The organism is Bradyrhizobium macuxiense (assembly GCF_007993935.1).
Lineage (GTDB): Bacteria > Pseudomonadota > Alphaproteobacteria > Rhizobiales > Xanthobacteraceae > Bradyrhizobium > Bradyrhizobium macuxiense_A.
This window is the reverse complement of the sequence record NZ_VITY01000025.1, coordinates 33059-45435: the sequence shown is the minus strand read 5'-3', so window position 1 is coordinate 45435 and position 12377 is coordinate 33059. Positions and strand designations below refer to the sequence as shown.

Sequence of the window (12377 nt, the reverse complement as noted above, 5' to 3'; positions counted from 1 at the left end):
GCGGCAACGCGACTTGGCTGCCTCAACTGCCTATACCGGTTTGCACCAACACGCGGACTATCCGGCAGCTTGGCGGGGTCGAATGACCGGCGGGCGTCTAGCGGGACCGCGCCGCTAGGCCGCTTGGTAAACCTTTGAAAACAAAGGCTCTGGCCTGGGTGGGGGACCGTTCGAGTCCCTCCCCTGACTCGAACCCCCGACCGCTCATAATGCTGGTCAACGCTCATTTGAGCGAACCGGTCCAATCTGCGGCCTCGACGATGCACGAGCAGCGCTTCATGTGGCCCGGCGTCGTCATGATCTTGTTGTCGACTCCCATGAAAACGGAATTCGCGGACGCGGGCCACCTGTTAAAGGCCGAGTACCTTTCCTTCTCTGCACCTTTCGCTTCAGGTTACGCGCGGGCAGTTTTCGGAAATGCTTAGGATGCTTGAGGCGAAGCGCCTGAAGGAGCTTCATTTCACCGTTGAGGACGTATCCAACGGCTCTTGGCCAGTGTTTAGCTGGGGCATGTCGGCGACCTTGGCCTACCGATCATCAACTAGCCGATTTTCGGATGTTGCTCCCAACGAACGAGCGAGGTGATGAAACGGTCCGCGAAGTGGTCCGCGGAAAAATCGCCCGTCACTGCAAGCTACTACCACCACCACTGATATAGCTGGTGGGCCCGGCAGGACTCGAACCTGCAACCAGACCGTTATGAGCGGCCGGCTCTAACCATTGAGCTACAGGCCCCGCCGTCTTGCGGGCCACGACCGGCAACGGTGCAGTCTCCGTTTACAGCTTGTATGGGATTTCGGCAATCTCCGACTCACGCTTTAGCAACGCGGGATCACGGCTTGCACTCGACGTCGGCGAGCATACGACCGACGAGAGCCCCCCGAACCGATCGAGGATGTCTTTGGGCGCTGCGCCGAAGGCCCCTTCCTTCGTACTGCGGTGTCTACCAGGAGTCCGGCGATCCGTATCGGCCATCCGGTGCGTATCGGTGAGACTCAGATCCAGCCGTAACGGTGATTCTTGTAACATCGAACTGTATCCAGCCCTTGCGCAGACGCTGCCAGCGCGACGGGGGCACCTTCAACGAGAAGGCCGCCGTCCCCGCGTCCGAATAGCGCTGGCTCGGCAAGGCGGGGTTTGAGATCCTTTGCCGGGAGGGCCGACAAAGTCTCGCGAACACCGATAGACGCAGTTGTGTTGATCGCGTATGCGGCTTCCATTGGCACGATCGATTTGCGTGTTTCTCTCGCCGCCAGATCCACGACCGCATCGCCCTATTGCTTCGATTTTTTTGCTCGCGCAGCTCAAATTCCTTCGCCGGCTCCGATGCTTTTGAACCCGCATGTTCGGCCCGCGCAAGAGCATGACGCGCCAAGTGGTGCGGCCGCAGCTGGCCATCGTCACTGACGGCAGAAATCTTGGCGCCTGATCGCGCGAGCTGCATGGCCATTTTCGATCCGACGCTGCCGCGCCCGATCATGGCGACCGGCGGGATAAGCGGCACCAGAAACATTGCGCGCTAACGCAGGGTTCGTTGCATCAATCTGCATCGCAGTTGCGACCGTGGGGGGACAGCACCCGCGAAAATTTTCGTCCACCCCCAACGTCTGAGCTCTCCGCCACTCTAGCCCCGACACGCCGCGACTTGGCCGCGGCACTTCAAGGCAAGACGGAGATCTCCCATGCTCGACCGGACCGCGCAGCTCACGACGCGCTACGTGCGCACCCCTGAGGCCGCGCGCCTCCTCGGCCTATCGCCGCGCACGCTGGAGAAATACCGCTGCCATGGCAACGGCCCGACCTTTCGCAAGCTCGGCGGCCGCGTTGTCTACGCCGTCGGCGATCTCGAAGCTTGGGCCGATCAGGCAGCCTGCAGCTCGACGTCGGATCCGCGCTACGTCGAGGCACGCGCCGCCGGCAACGCGCATCGCTAAAGGCAGTGCTCACCCATGCCATCGCGCCGCCTCATCACGCCCAGCGAGCGAAGCAAGCTCGACCCGTTCGTCGTCGCCACGGGCGACGCCAGCCCGCGCGATCAGCGCGATCTGATGGAGCGGCCATTCTTCTCGCTTGCCAAGTCCAAACGCACGACGCCGATCCTTTACAAGGCTGGCGACGTCCGCGTCGAAGTCTATGCGGTCCCCGAGCACGGCATGGCGACCATTTGGGATGCCGACGTGCTGATTTGGGCGGCCAGCCAAATTGTCGAGGCTGAGAACCTCGGTCTGAAGACTTCGCGCTTCCTGCGCTTCACGCCCTACCAGCTTCTGATCGCAGTCGGCCGACAGACCGGGGCGCGCGAGTACAAGCTCTTGAAGGGCGCACTGGCCCGTCTGCAGGCGACCGTCATCCGCACCACCATCCGGCACGGAGAGCATTGGCGGCGCCACCAGTTCTCCTGGATCAACGAATGGGAAGAATGCGCGAGGCGCGACGGCCGCTTGGAAGGCATGGAATTCGTTCTCCCCGATTGGTTCTATCGCGGCGTAATCGATCGCTCACTCGTCCTCTCGATCGATCCGGCGTACTTCCGGCTGACCGGCGGGATTGAGCGCTGGCTCTACCGCGTCGCCCGCAAGCATGCCGGTCGCCAGCCGAAAGGATGGCTCTTCGAGATCGCGCATCTCCACAAGAAATCCGGCAGCCTGGTGCGAGTCTCCGACTTCGCGCTGCAGATCCGGCTTATCGCCGCACGCCAACCACTCCCTGGCTACAGCTTGCACATCAAACGCGAGGGCCGCCGCGAACTGCTGCGCATTCTGCCGGCAAAGTTGTCCACTGTCCCTGTGGACGGCGCTGTGGAAGCGCCCGGGACTTCGCACGCAAACGCTATCGGGACTCCGCACGCAAACCCATCGGGACTTCGCACGCACGTATTAGAATCTAACTTAGAGTCTAACTTAGAATCTAACTGTTGTAGTGGGCCTGTGCGTCGTGCGGATAACGCCGGCGCGAGCGCTGAGCCGCAGTCAAACAAGCACTCAAGCCGCCAACAATCTCTGCTGCTTTTCGACCACAAGGCGGGAGGCAAGCGATGATTGTCGCACTGCTCAACCAGAAGGGCGGTGTCGGCAAGACCACGCTCGCTCTGCACCTCGCCGGTGAATGGGCGCTGAGCGGAAAGCGTGTGACCCTGATCGATGCCGACCCGCAGGGTTCGGCACTGGACTGGTCACAGCAGCGGGCGCGGGAGAACGTCTCACGGCTGTTCGGCGTCGTTGGCCTTGCCCGCGAATCGCTTCATCGCGAGGCGCGGGAGATCGCGCGCACTGCCGATCACGTTGTCATTGACGGACCGCCGCGCGTCGCTGGACTGATACGTTCGGCACTGCTGGCGGCCGACCTCGTGCTGATCCCCGTGCAACCGTCGCCGTTCGATGGCTGGGCGTCGGCTGAGATGTTGTCTCTGCTGCGTGAGGCCCGATTCCATCGTCCGCAACTCGCCGCTCGATTCGTGCTCAACTGTTATGGCGCGCGCTCGCTCATCGCCCGCGGGACGGCTGAGGCGCTCGCCGATCATGATCCGCCGGTGCTCGCGAGCACCATCGGTCAGCGCGTCGTCTTCGCTGACGCAGCGCAGTCAGGCCGGCTCGTCTTCGAGCTCGCCGAGCAGAGTGCAGCTGCCCGCGAGATCGCCGCGCTCGCCGCCGAAGTCGCGAGGTGCGGGCCATGAGCGAACGTTCGACCAAGCGCGGATTCACATCGCGACCCGGCAATGCCGAACGCTGGATCAAGGCCGGCGCGACCTCGCCGCGTCGCATGAATGACGCAGCGGGGTACACCGCGCGTCTAACCATCGATGTCAAGCCGGCGCTGCGCGGTCGCATCAAGGTCGCCGCGTTCCAACGCGGCGTCACCGTCGCCAACATGCTGCGCGAATTGCTGGCCCGAGAATTCCCACTGAGACCGGAGAGCCGTCATGAACGACAATGAGGCCTTGCCGCCGCGTGCCGTGCCGCCCTCGCATCGACGCGGAGTTGCGCTCACGCATGTCGAGCTGACCTGGGTCGAGAAGAGGATCGAGCACTGGTTGCGCTTCGGCCGTCGCGCTGAAGAAAAGATCCTCGACCGCCGCCGCAGCGTCTCGAGCTTTACGCCCGGCAGCATCTTCGGCTTCGTCCGCTGGGCGTCGAACGACTATGGCACGGTGGTGTCGCGCATGGACATCGTGCGCGCCGTGGAGCCCGGCCAACGTTTTCAGACGTTGCCCTTCGTGCGACCCGGCGGCGAAATCCTGCTGCGCGTCGATAGCTGGCCGAAGGTCGAGCGCGTGTTGCAGGCGGTCGATGCCATTGAGGCGCTCGCCATCGATCCGGCCGACGCCGCGCCCGAATACTGGCGGCATCTCCACAACCGCCTCGCCGCCGGTCACGCACCGCGCGCCTACACCCGTGAGCAGCACGTCGCCTGGCTTAAGCGCCGGAGCGTCACGCCATGACCCGCTTCGGCTACATCGTGCTGACGTGCATACCAATGCTCGCCGCCAGCGGCCTGGGATTCCTTCATCCTGCGCCGCGGCTGATCTGGAACGCCACCGCAAGCACGCCGACGGGCTTCTACACGCTGCATCCGGCAGGACGGCTGCGCGCCTTGGAACTGGTCGTGGTGCGCCCACCAGAGCCGATCGCGAGCTTTCTCGCTGATGGCGGCTTTCTTCCGAAAAATGTGCCGCTGCTCAAGCATGTCATGGCGCTGCCCGGGCAGACAGTGTGCCGGTCGGGCGACACCGTCAGCGTCGATGATGTCGATGTCGGCGCCGCACACGATCGCGACCATCTCGGCCGTCCTCTGCCGCGCTGGAGCGGTTGCATCACCCTCCAGCCGGGTGAGGTCTTCCTCATGAACCCGACCGTCCCGGACAGCCTGGACGGCCGCTATTTCGGCTCGCTCCCCGTCACATCGATCGTCGCACGCGCGGTCCCGCTTTGGACCGACGAGGCCGGCGACGGCCGCTTCGTCTGGCGCGCCGCGACCGATTGACCCGCTTCCCACCCCGCCAACCAAGGAGCTTTCCCATGGCGCAAATCGGTCAGTTCACCCGCGAGAAGTCCGGTTTCACTGGACGCATTGAAACGCTTTTCTTCGAGCGGATTCTCACCCTCGTCCCGGCCGAATCCTCAGATGCCGAGAACGCGCCGGACTACCGCATTCGCCTCGGCGATGGCGAAGGGCCCGAGATCGGCGCGGGCTGGAAGCGCACCGGCCAGAAGGCCGGCGACTATGTTTCGCTGATCATCGACGATCCCACGCTGCCGCGGCCGATCCGCGCCAATCTCTTCCAATCCGGCGAGGACAAATCGGTCTGGACGCTGAACTGGAATCGTCAGCCCCAACGCGCCGAGCGGGATTGATCGCATGCAGGGGCTCGTCACGCGTGCCGGCAACAAGGCGCATCAAAGCTTCGTTTCCTTGTTCGCGTCATCACATTGCCTCGCCCAGCTTAAGCGTCGGTTGGCCGTCGTGCACGGCGGCGGTCACGGGCGGCCGCAGGCTGGCGAACCGCGCACATCCTTGCTGGGCGCGAGCACGATGGCTTGCTCACGTTATGGCGGAGACATGGCGGGTTTTGCCATTCTACTGCTTGCCTGCCTGCTGGTGATTGGCGGGCCAACGCCAGCGTTGTCAGCGCAGGCAGCAGTGGTGCAACGTCAACAGGCAAGCGATCGCTATGCCGCTCATGTAGCGGAAGCCGCGCGGCGGTTTGGCATTCCGGCAGCCTGGATCCGCGCCGTCATGCGGATCGAGAGCGGCGGCGACCGGCGCGCCGTGTCGCCCAAAGGCGCGCTCGGTCTGATGCAACTCATGCCCAAGACCTGGGAGGACATGCGGGCGCGCTACGGTCTCGGACGCGATCCCTTCGAGCCGCATGACAACATCCTCGCCGGCGCCGCTTTCCTTCGCGAGTTGCACGACCGCTACGGCTCGCCGGGTTTCCTCGCGGCCTACAATGCAGGTCCCGGTCGCTACGAGGATTTTCGCGATAGACATCGCCCGCTGCCCGCCGAGACGGTCGCCTATGTCGCGGCCATCGTCCCTTTTGTCGATGCGGAGAGCACGCCAGGACCTCTCCTCGTCGCGGCCTCTTCTCTTTCATCCTGGACGCGGGCGCCGCTCTTTTTCGGGCGCGCTGAAAGGCTATCGTCTGCCGTGCGAGTAACACCCGATCCACCAGCGAATGACGTGCGGGCTGCCGTTCCCGTGCACGATCTCTCGGCCATCGCGCCGCAGTCGGAAGGCCTGTTCGTCGCGGTCTCGACCTCAGGACGATCGCAATGACTGCACCGCTTCGCCAACATGAAAACCCAGATCCATGCACATCGGCGAGCACCCATGCTGCAGACATCTGCTCATTGGTCGCGCGATGGCCGCTTGCCGCTGCCATCAGTTGCGAATTCGTGCTCAAGCGTGTCTCAGCGCACGTCTGCGAAGAGGAAAGAGCTGGGGACGGAGACGAGGAGGCAACGACCGAACGAGTGCCGCCCGTAATCGGTCTGGCGGTGGAAAACCCGGCGAGCGACCATCAAACGGCGCGGTTGCGTCGCCACCGCTGTCGTCTCTGCAACGTGGGAGGCGCGCGATGGAATTCTTCTGTGGCCTGGATGTCGGCATGGACGAGACGGCGATGTGCGTGGTGGACGACAAGGGCAAGGTGATGGTGGAGACGGCGGTGGTGACCGATCCGGAGGCGATCAAGCTGGCGCTCAAACCCTATCTGGGGCGGCTGCGGCGCGTCGGTCATGAGGCCGGTTCGCTGTCACCCTGGCTGCATCCGGAATTGCTCCAAGGCGACCGTTGCGGTGGCCCGTAAGCTCGCCGTGATCATGCATGCGATGTGGGTCGACGGCACGTTCTACTGCGGCGATCCAACCGCATCGCCGGCGGACGTCGGCGCGCGCACGGCGACCAAGGAGCGCAAGCTGCTCGGAGCCCACCGCTAACCGAGTGCAGATCAATGACCCGATGACCGCGATGCTTTGAACAAGGCTTTGAACACGGAGCTCCGCCACGAGCGGACGAGACCTGGTGCAGATCAACGACGACGGAACGCACGCTATCTTGCCTGTGGCCACGCACGTCAAGTGCAACCTGGACCACGCACGAATGCCTGTGATGTGGCTCCGTCATGCCGATGGAAAATTGCGCCGCGACGGTTCGCGTGCTGCCGCGTTGCAGCCGAACATCCCCGTCGCTGAGCGCGGAAGAGTGCGCGGCGCACCGGGACTCGTGGCTGTGGTGGACAAGCGCGTTCAAGCGTGGCGCAGAGGGCCTTGTCGCAAACGAGAAAGGAAACGAGAATGGGTGAGATCAGAGAGACGACACGACCGATTAAGAGGGCGAGATAAAAGGCCGCAATGTGCGGCTCGGTCGGTCGTCGTTTTTTGTGCCTGTTTCTCTTTGATCGGCCAATGTGCGGCTTCGGCATGCAATGTGCGTCGTACCATCAACTCATTGCGCGGATTCTGCATTTCTCACATTGCCGAGGCTGGCCATGGCTGAGGAGAACGACTTTCAGCCAAGGCCCGGCCGCGTCCGCTCCTCACGGAGCCAGCGCGCCAAGCCCTTCATCGCGCAGGCGCTGGCTGCCGCGAAGCGCGCGGGCGGCGGCGTTTCGCGAGCCGGCCGCCTCACCAGCCATCGTCATTCGCGCTTCGGCCGCGGCCGGGTCGCCAGTGAACGGGCGAACCGACTTCTCACAGGCCGCTCGCGCCTGGTGACGATCAAGACCCGCGTCGTCCGCCATACGGCGCGCTCGGCGCCGCTCGCCGCGCACCTCGGGTATCTGCGGCGCGAGGGTGTCACCCGGGACGGGGAGAAGGCCAACCTGTTCGGCCCTGAGAGCGATGACGCCGATCCGAAGGCCTTCGCCGAGCGCTGCGAGGGCGACCGGCACCATTTCCGCTTCATCGTCTCGCCGGAGGACGCGTCGGAGATGGCCGATCTCAAGGGTTTCGCCCGCGAGCTGATCGGCCAAATGGAATTGGACCTCGGCACGAAGGTCGACTGGGTTGCCGTCGATCACTGGAATACCCAGCATCCGCACATCCACATCCTCGTGCGCGGCGTCGCCGAGGATGGTCAGGACCTCGTGATCTCCCGCGCCTACATCAAGGAGGGGATGCGCGCTCGCGGGCAGGACCTGGTCACACAGGAGCTCGGACTACGCTCCGATCTCGATATTCGCCGCTCACTCGAGCGCCAGGTCGAAGCCGAGCGCTGGACACAACTCGATCGCCAGCTTTTTCGCGACGCAGACCGGTACGGCGTCATCGACCTTGCGCCCGATCGGACGCAGCAGCCCGATCAGTTCCACGCGCTGAAGGTCGGCCGGCTGCGGCGCCTGGAGAGCCTCGGTCTTGCGCATCAAGTCGGGCCAGGCCAATGGGTCATGGACGAGGCCGCAGAGACGACCTTGCGCGAGCTCGGCGACCGCGGCGACATCATCAAACGTATCCACCGCAGTCTGACCGAACGCGGCATCGCGCGCGGGACCGCGAGCTACGTGCTATCAGGCGAAAGCCTCGACGTCCCCGTCATCGGACGCCTCGTCGATCGCGGTCTCGATGATGAACTGAAGGGGACCGCCTATGCGGTGGTCGATGGCGTCGACGGCCGGAGCCACCATATCAGGGTCCCCGATCTTGACGCCGCCGGCGACAGCGCACCGGGCTCGATCGTCGAACTGCGCAAATTCGACGACGCGCGAGGGCAGCGTCGCGTGGCCCTGGCCGTCCGTTCGGATCTGTCGATTGAAGCGCAGGTGACGGCAAGTGGTGCGACATGGCTCGATCGGCAGGCGGTCGCGCGCGATCCGGTGGCACTTGGTCAGGCCGGCTTCGGCGCCGATGTCCGGCAAGCCATGGAACGGCGAGCCGAGCAGCTCATCGAGCAAGGTCTCGCCGAGCGCCAGGCGCGCGGTTTGGTGTTCGCGAAGAACCTCATCGGCACGCTGCGCCGCCGGGAGTTAGAGGCTCTAGGTAGCCAGCTCGCGGCCGAGACGGGCCAGCCGTTCAATCCGTCAGCCGCCGGCGAATATGTCGCCGGCACCTATCGGCAGCGCTTCGCGCTCGCCTCCGGCCGCTTCGCGATGATCGACGATGGTCTCGGCTTCCAGCTCGTGCCTTGGACGCCCTCAATCGAGAAGCAACTCGGCCGACATGTCTCCGGCGTCGCCCGCGATGACGGTGGCGTCGATTGGGGTTTTGGACGCAGCAGGGGGCTCGGCCTGTGAGCCATCCCTCCAATCACCGAATTTAAGGAAAGGGCGGCCGCCATGTCCGCAACCAAGATTCTCTGGGGCCAGGTCATCACTGTCTTGGCGATCGTCCTGTTGACGTTCTGGACCGCGACGGAATGGACGGCCTGGCGGCTGGGCTTTCAAGCCGAACTCGGGCGACCCTGGTTCGAACTGATCCATTTTCCGTTCTACCTCCCGCCCGCTTTCCTCTGGTGGTGGTATGCCTACGATGCTTATGCGCCACAGATCTTCATCGAGGGCGCCACCATCGCAGCATCCGGCGGCATCATCGCTGCGGCGGTCGCGATCGGTATGTCGGTCTGGCGCGCCCGCGAAGCGAAGAATGCCGAGACCTATGGCTCGGCACGGTGGGCTAAGGCGAAGGAGATCGAGCAGGCTGGCCTGCTCGGGCCCGACGGCGTGGTGCTCGGCCGGTTCGAGCGCGCCTATCTCCGCCATGATGGACCGGAGCACGTCCTGTGCTTCGCGCCGACCCGGAGTGGTAAGGGCGTCGGGCTCGTCATCCCATCGCTGCTGACCTGGCCCGGCTCGGCGATCGTGCATGACATCAAGGGCGAGAACTGGCAGCTCACCGCCGGTTTCCGGGCGCGGCATGGCCGCGTTCTTCTGTTTGATCCGACCAATGCGAGGTCGTCAGCATACAACCCGTTGCTGGAAGTCCGACACGGCGAGTGGGAGGTGCGCGACGTCCAGAACATCGCCGACATCCTGGTCGACCCGGAGGGCAGCCTCGAGAAGCGGAACCATTGGGAGAAGACCAGCCACGCACTGTTGGTCGGTGCGATCCTCCATGTCCTTTACGCCGAGGAGGACAAGACGCTCGCCGGCGTCGCGGCCTTCCTGTCCGATCCAAGGCGGCCGATCGAATCGACGCTCGCCGCGATGATGCGGACGGCGCATCTCGGCGAGGCCGGCGTCCATCCTGTCGTCGCCTCCGCCGCGCGCGAACTGCTGAACAAGTCCGGCAATGAACGCTCCGGTGTCCTGAGCACCGCGATGTCGTTTCTGGGCCTATACCGAGATCCCGTCGTGGCGGAGGTGACGCGGCGCTGCGACTGGCGGATCACCGACATCGTCGGCGGAGAGCGAGCGACCACGCTCTATCTCGTCGTGCCGCCATCAGACATCAATCGCACCAAGCCGCTGATCCGGCTGATCCTCAACCAGATCGGCCGCCGCCTGACCGAGGATCTTAAGGCCAAGGCCGGCCGGCGCCGGCTTCTCCTGATGCTCGACGAATTCCCTGCGCTCGGTCGGCTCGACTTCTTTGAGTCGGCGCTCGCCTTCATGGCGGGTTACGGCATCAAGAGCTTCCTGATCGCCCAGTCGCTGAACCAGATCGAGAAGGCCTACGGGCCAAACAACTCGATCCTCGACAACTGTCACGTCCGGGTCAGCTTCGCGACCAACGACGAAAGGACGGCGAAGCGGGTCTCGGACGCATTGGGGATGGCGACCGAGATGAAGGCGATGAAGAATTATGCCGGCAGCCGGCTGGCGCCTTGGCTCGGTCACCTCATGGTGTCGCGGTCAGAGACCGCCCGCCCACTGCTGACGCCCGGTGAGATGATGCAGCTCCAGCCATCGGACGAGATTGTCATGATGTCGGGCCTCCATCCGATCCGGGCCAAGAAGGCGCGTTATTACGAGGACAGGCGTTTCGAGGAGCGCATCCTGGCGCCGCCGGCGCTGACTAAGGCCAACAACAACCGGCCGGACGATTGGAGTTCACGGCCGCTGCCGCCGCCCGACAACCAGGCGGACGTGGAGGATCCGAAAACCGCCGACCGCCGGCGGCAACCGGAACTGGTTCGCGACACTTTGGAAACGAAGGAACCGCTCGACAACGAGTTCGCGTCTGACTTGGCCGACGAACTCGATGAAGATGCCCCGCGGATCAGGCGCATGAACGACATGATGCAGGGCGTTGCGCGCCAGGCATCGCTCGATCCCGGCGACGATCTCGGATTGTGAGGCAGGCATGATCGCGCCTAAGAAGAAAGCTCAGATGTCGGTCTATCTCGATCCGGACGTCATGAAGACGCTGTCGGCCTATGCAGCCAGGCGCGAGCAGCCGATGTCGCTCATCGCCGAAGCCGCGATCACTTCCTTCCTGTCGCCGGACGCCGACGAGCGGCGGGAAGCCGCTATTGCCAAGCGACTCGATCAAGTCGATCGTCGCATCGCGCGGCTCGAACGCGACATGGGGATCTCGGTCGAGACCATGGCGTTGTTCGTCCGGTTCTGGCTCACGACGACACCGCCTCTCCCCGAACCGGCAGCAAAGGCGGCGCGGGCGCAGGCGACCGCGCGCTACGACAATTTCGTCGCGGCGCTCGGGCGGCGGCTCAGTCAAGGACCGAAGCTGCGGCAGGAGATCCCGGAGGATATTCAGGACGGGGAGCCGCCCGCTATCCGATGAACGCTCACGTGTGGACCAAATACCGCCGCGGCGGCATTTCACCTCCTTTTGGAACCGGTATTTGTCCATGCTTGAGGTAAGAACGCAGCTACATGGAAGGCAAGATCAAGATCGACGATCTGATCACCCATACGATGCCTCTCGACAAGATAAACACAGCCTTCGATCTCATGCATGAAGGCAAGTTTACCCGCGTCCTCCCGTGGAGAGCGCAGGTAGAAGTTGACCAACAGGAGCTCGCACGTGACGTAGCAGATGGCAAACACGTGCGTTCGGATTACTCATGAAGTGGTTGACGATGACATCGCTCGCAAAGTGCAAAAAGCGCGAGGCATAACAAATGCGGTGCGTGCGAACGGTGTAGAAGCGCCTCCCTGGCTCATAGGCCCGACGGCGTCCCGCAATCTTATTGGGGTGAGGCTGCCGTTGAGAGCGATGCGTGGTGCCCGCCTGAACAGTCCGGGCCAAGACTGTCGCGAGCAATGCCTTCGGCAATTAGGTGGAGAATGAACCTCTATGCAGCGGTTAGACCGAGCCGTTTACGTCGGGGGCCGTCATCCCTAGGTTTTCTTCATTGGTGATCCCTGGCGTGGCATCGATTATCGCAATGGGTGTCAATCGAGATCAAATCGATAGCGTCGGCCATAAAGCAGATGACGCGGATCCACGGTACCGCAAGAGGCGAAGGCATCTGGGGCC

Annotated in this window: 12 protein-coding genes, 1 tRNA gene and 2 pseudogenes; 14 read left to right on the top strand and 1 reads right to left on the bottom strand. The window is 63.9% G+C overall.

The genetic code is table 11. The features are described from left to right. Positions 1-659 precede the first annotated feature (659 nt). Positions 660-735, bottom strand: a tRNA-Ile gene (locus FBZ93_RS39455). Between the two features lie 947 nt (positions 736-1682). Between FBZ93_RS39455 and FBZ93_RS39445 the strand changes: the two genes are divergently transcribed. The 14 genes and pseudogenes from FBZ93_RS39445 to FBZ93_RS42090 form a co-directional block, all read left to right on the top strand. Continuing rightward, entirely contained in the window at positions 1683-1934 is a 252-nt protein-coding gene (locus FBZ93_RS39445; protein WP_146993092.1) for a helix-turn-helix transcriptional regulator, read from the top strand. 15 nt (positions 1935-1949) lie between these two features. Then, positions 1950-3038 (top strand): replication initiator protein A, encoded by a 1089-nt coding sequence (locus tag FBZ93_RS39440; RefSeq protein ID WP_146993091.1) that lies wholly within the window; start codon positions 1950-1952, stop codon positions 3036-3038. Further along, on the top strand, positions 3035-3673 hold the full coding sequence (parA, locus tag FBZ93_RS39435; protein WP_027583915.1) for a ParA family partition ATPase: 639 nt from the start codon (positions 3035-3037) through the stop codon (positions 3671-3673). Before FBZ93_RS39440 ends, parA begins: the two co-directional genes overlap by 4 nt. Further along, positions 3670-3933: a ribbon-helix-helix protein gene (locus tag FBZ93_RS39430; RefSeq protein ID WP_146993090.1), complete on the top strand. Its 264-nt coding sequence runs from the start codon at positions 3670-3672 to the stop codon at positions 3931-3933. The genes parA and FBZ93_RS39430 overlap by 4 nt, the downstream gene beginning before the upstream one ends. Beyond that, positions 3920-4438 (top strand): DUF2840 domain-containing protein, encoded by a 519-nt coding sequence (locus tag FBZ93_RS39425; protein ID WP_146993089.1) that lies wholly within the window; start codon positions 3920-3922, stop codon positions 4436-4438. The genes FBZ93_RS39430 and FBZ93_RS39425 overlap by 14 nt, the downstream gene beginning before the upstream one ends. Continuing rightward, entirely contained in the window at positions 4435-4980 is a 546-nt protein-coding gene (locus FBZ93_RS39420) for a S26 family signal peptidase (RefSeq protein WP_146993088.1), read from the top strand. The genes FBZ93_RS39425 and FBZ93_RS39420 overlap by 4 nt, the downstream gene beginning before the upstream one ends. A gap of 35 nt (positions 4981-5015) precedes the next feature. Continuing rightward, positions 5016-5351 carry a DUF736 domain-containing protein gene (locus tag FBZ93_RS39415; protein WP_146993087.1) on the top strand — a complete coding sequence of 112 codons (336 nt, stop codon included), beginning with the start codon at positions 5016-5018 and terminating at the stop codon, positions 5349-5351. 4 nt (positions 5352-5355) lie between these two features. Then, positions 5356-6276, top strand: a complete 921-nt coding sequence (locus tag FBZ93_RS39410) for a lytic transglycosylase domain-containing protein (RefSeq protein WP_246667846.1) — start codon at positions 5356-5358, stop codon at positions 6274-6276. Between the two features lie 301 nt (positions 6277-6577). Next, a pseudogene (locus tag FBZ93_RS39405) lies at positions 6578-6781 on the top strand (IS110 family transposase); the annotation flags it as partial. A 16-nt stretch (positions 6782-6797) separates the two neighbouring features. Further along, entirely contained in the window at positions 6798-6938 is a 141-nt protein-coding gene (locus tag FBZ93_RS41020) for a hypothetical protein (RefSeq protein ID WP_167529450.1), read from the top strand. A 551-nt stretch (positions 6939-7489) separates the two neighbouring features. After that, complete coding sequence (locus tag FBZ93_RS39395) at positions 7490-9229, top strand: relaxase/mobilization nuclease domain-containing protein (RefSeq protein WP_167529449.1); 1740 nt, start codon at positions 7490-7492, stop codon at positions 9227-9229. Positions 9230-9271: 42 nt separating this feature from the next. Continuing rightward, positions 9272-11230, top strand: coding sequence for a conjugal transfer protein TraG (locus FBZ93_RS39390; RefSeq protein ID WP_146993085.1), 1959 nt, complete (start codon positions 9272-9274; stop codon positions 11228-11230). Between the two features lie 7 nt (positions 11231-11237). Then, entirely contained in the window at positions 11238-11678 is a 441-nt protein-coding gene (locus FBZ93_RS39385) for a CopG family transcriptional regulator (protein WP_146993084.1), read from the top strand. Positions 11679-11767: 89 nt separating this feature from the next. Next, a pseudogene (locus tag FBZ93_RS42090) lies at positions 11768-11872 on the top strand (S-(hydroxymethyl)glutathione dehydrogenase); the annotation flags it as partial. Between the last annotated feature and the right edge of the window lie 505 nt (positions 11873-12377).

What these genes read in the sequence shown, in the direction of transcription:
- FBZ93_RS39385 (WP_146993084.1), top strand. Translation starts at nt 11,238, where the DNA reads ATGATCGCGCCTAAGAAGAAAGCTCAGATGTCGGTCTATCTCGATCCG.
- FBZ93_RS39430 (WP_146993090.1), top strand. Translation starts at nt 3,670, where the DNA reads ATGAGCGAACGTTCGACCAAGCGCGGATTCACATCGCGACCCGGCAAT.
- FBZ93_RS39445 (WP_146993092.1), top strand. Translation starts at nt 1,683, where the DNA reads ATGCTCGACCGGACCGCGCAGCTCACGACGCGCTACGTGCGCACCCCT.
- FBZ93_RS39420 (WP_146993088.1), top strand. Translation starts at nt 4,435, where the DNA reads ATGACCCGCTTCGGCTACATCGTGCTGACGTGCATACCAATGCTCGCC.
- FBZ93_RS39415 (WP_146993087.1), top strand. Translation starts at nt 5,016, where the DNA reads ATGGCGCAAATCGGTCAGTTCACCCGCGAGAAGTCCGGTTTCACTGGA.
- FBZ93_RS39440 (WP_146993091.1), top strand. Translation starts at nt 1,950, where the DNA reads ATGCCATCGCGCCGCCTCATCACGCCCAGCGAGCGAAGCAAGCTCGAC.
- FBZ93_RS39395 (WP_167529449.1), top strand. Translation starts at nt 7,490, where the DNA reads ATGGCTGAGGAGAACGACTTTCAGCCAAGGCCCGGCCGCGTCCGCTCC.
- FBZ93_RS39425 (WP_146993089.1), top strand. Translation starts at nt 3,920, where the DNA reads ATGAACGACAATGAGGCCTTGCCGCCGCGTGCCGTGCCGCCCTCGCAT.
- FBZ93_RS39410 (WP_246667846.1), top strand. Translation starts at nt 5,356, where the DNA reads ATGCAGGGGCTCGTCACGCGTGCCGGCAACAAGGCGCATCAAAGCTTC.
- FBZ93_RS39390 (WP_146993085.1), top strand. Translation starts at nt 9,272, where the DNA reads ATGTCCGCAACCAAGATTCTCTGGGGCCAGGTCATCACTGTCTTGGCG.
- parA (WP_027583915.1), top strand. Translation starts at nt 3,035, where the DNA reads ATGATTGTCGCACTGCTCAACCAGAAGGGCGGTGTCGGCAAGACCACG.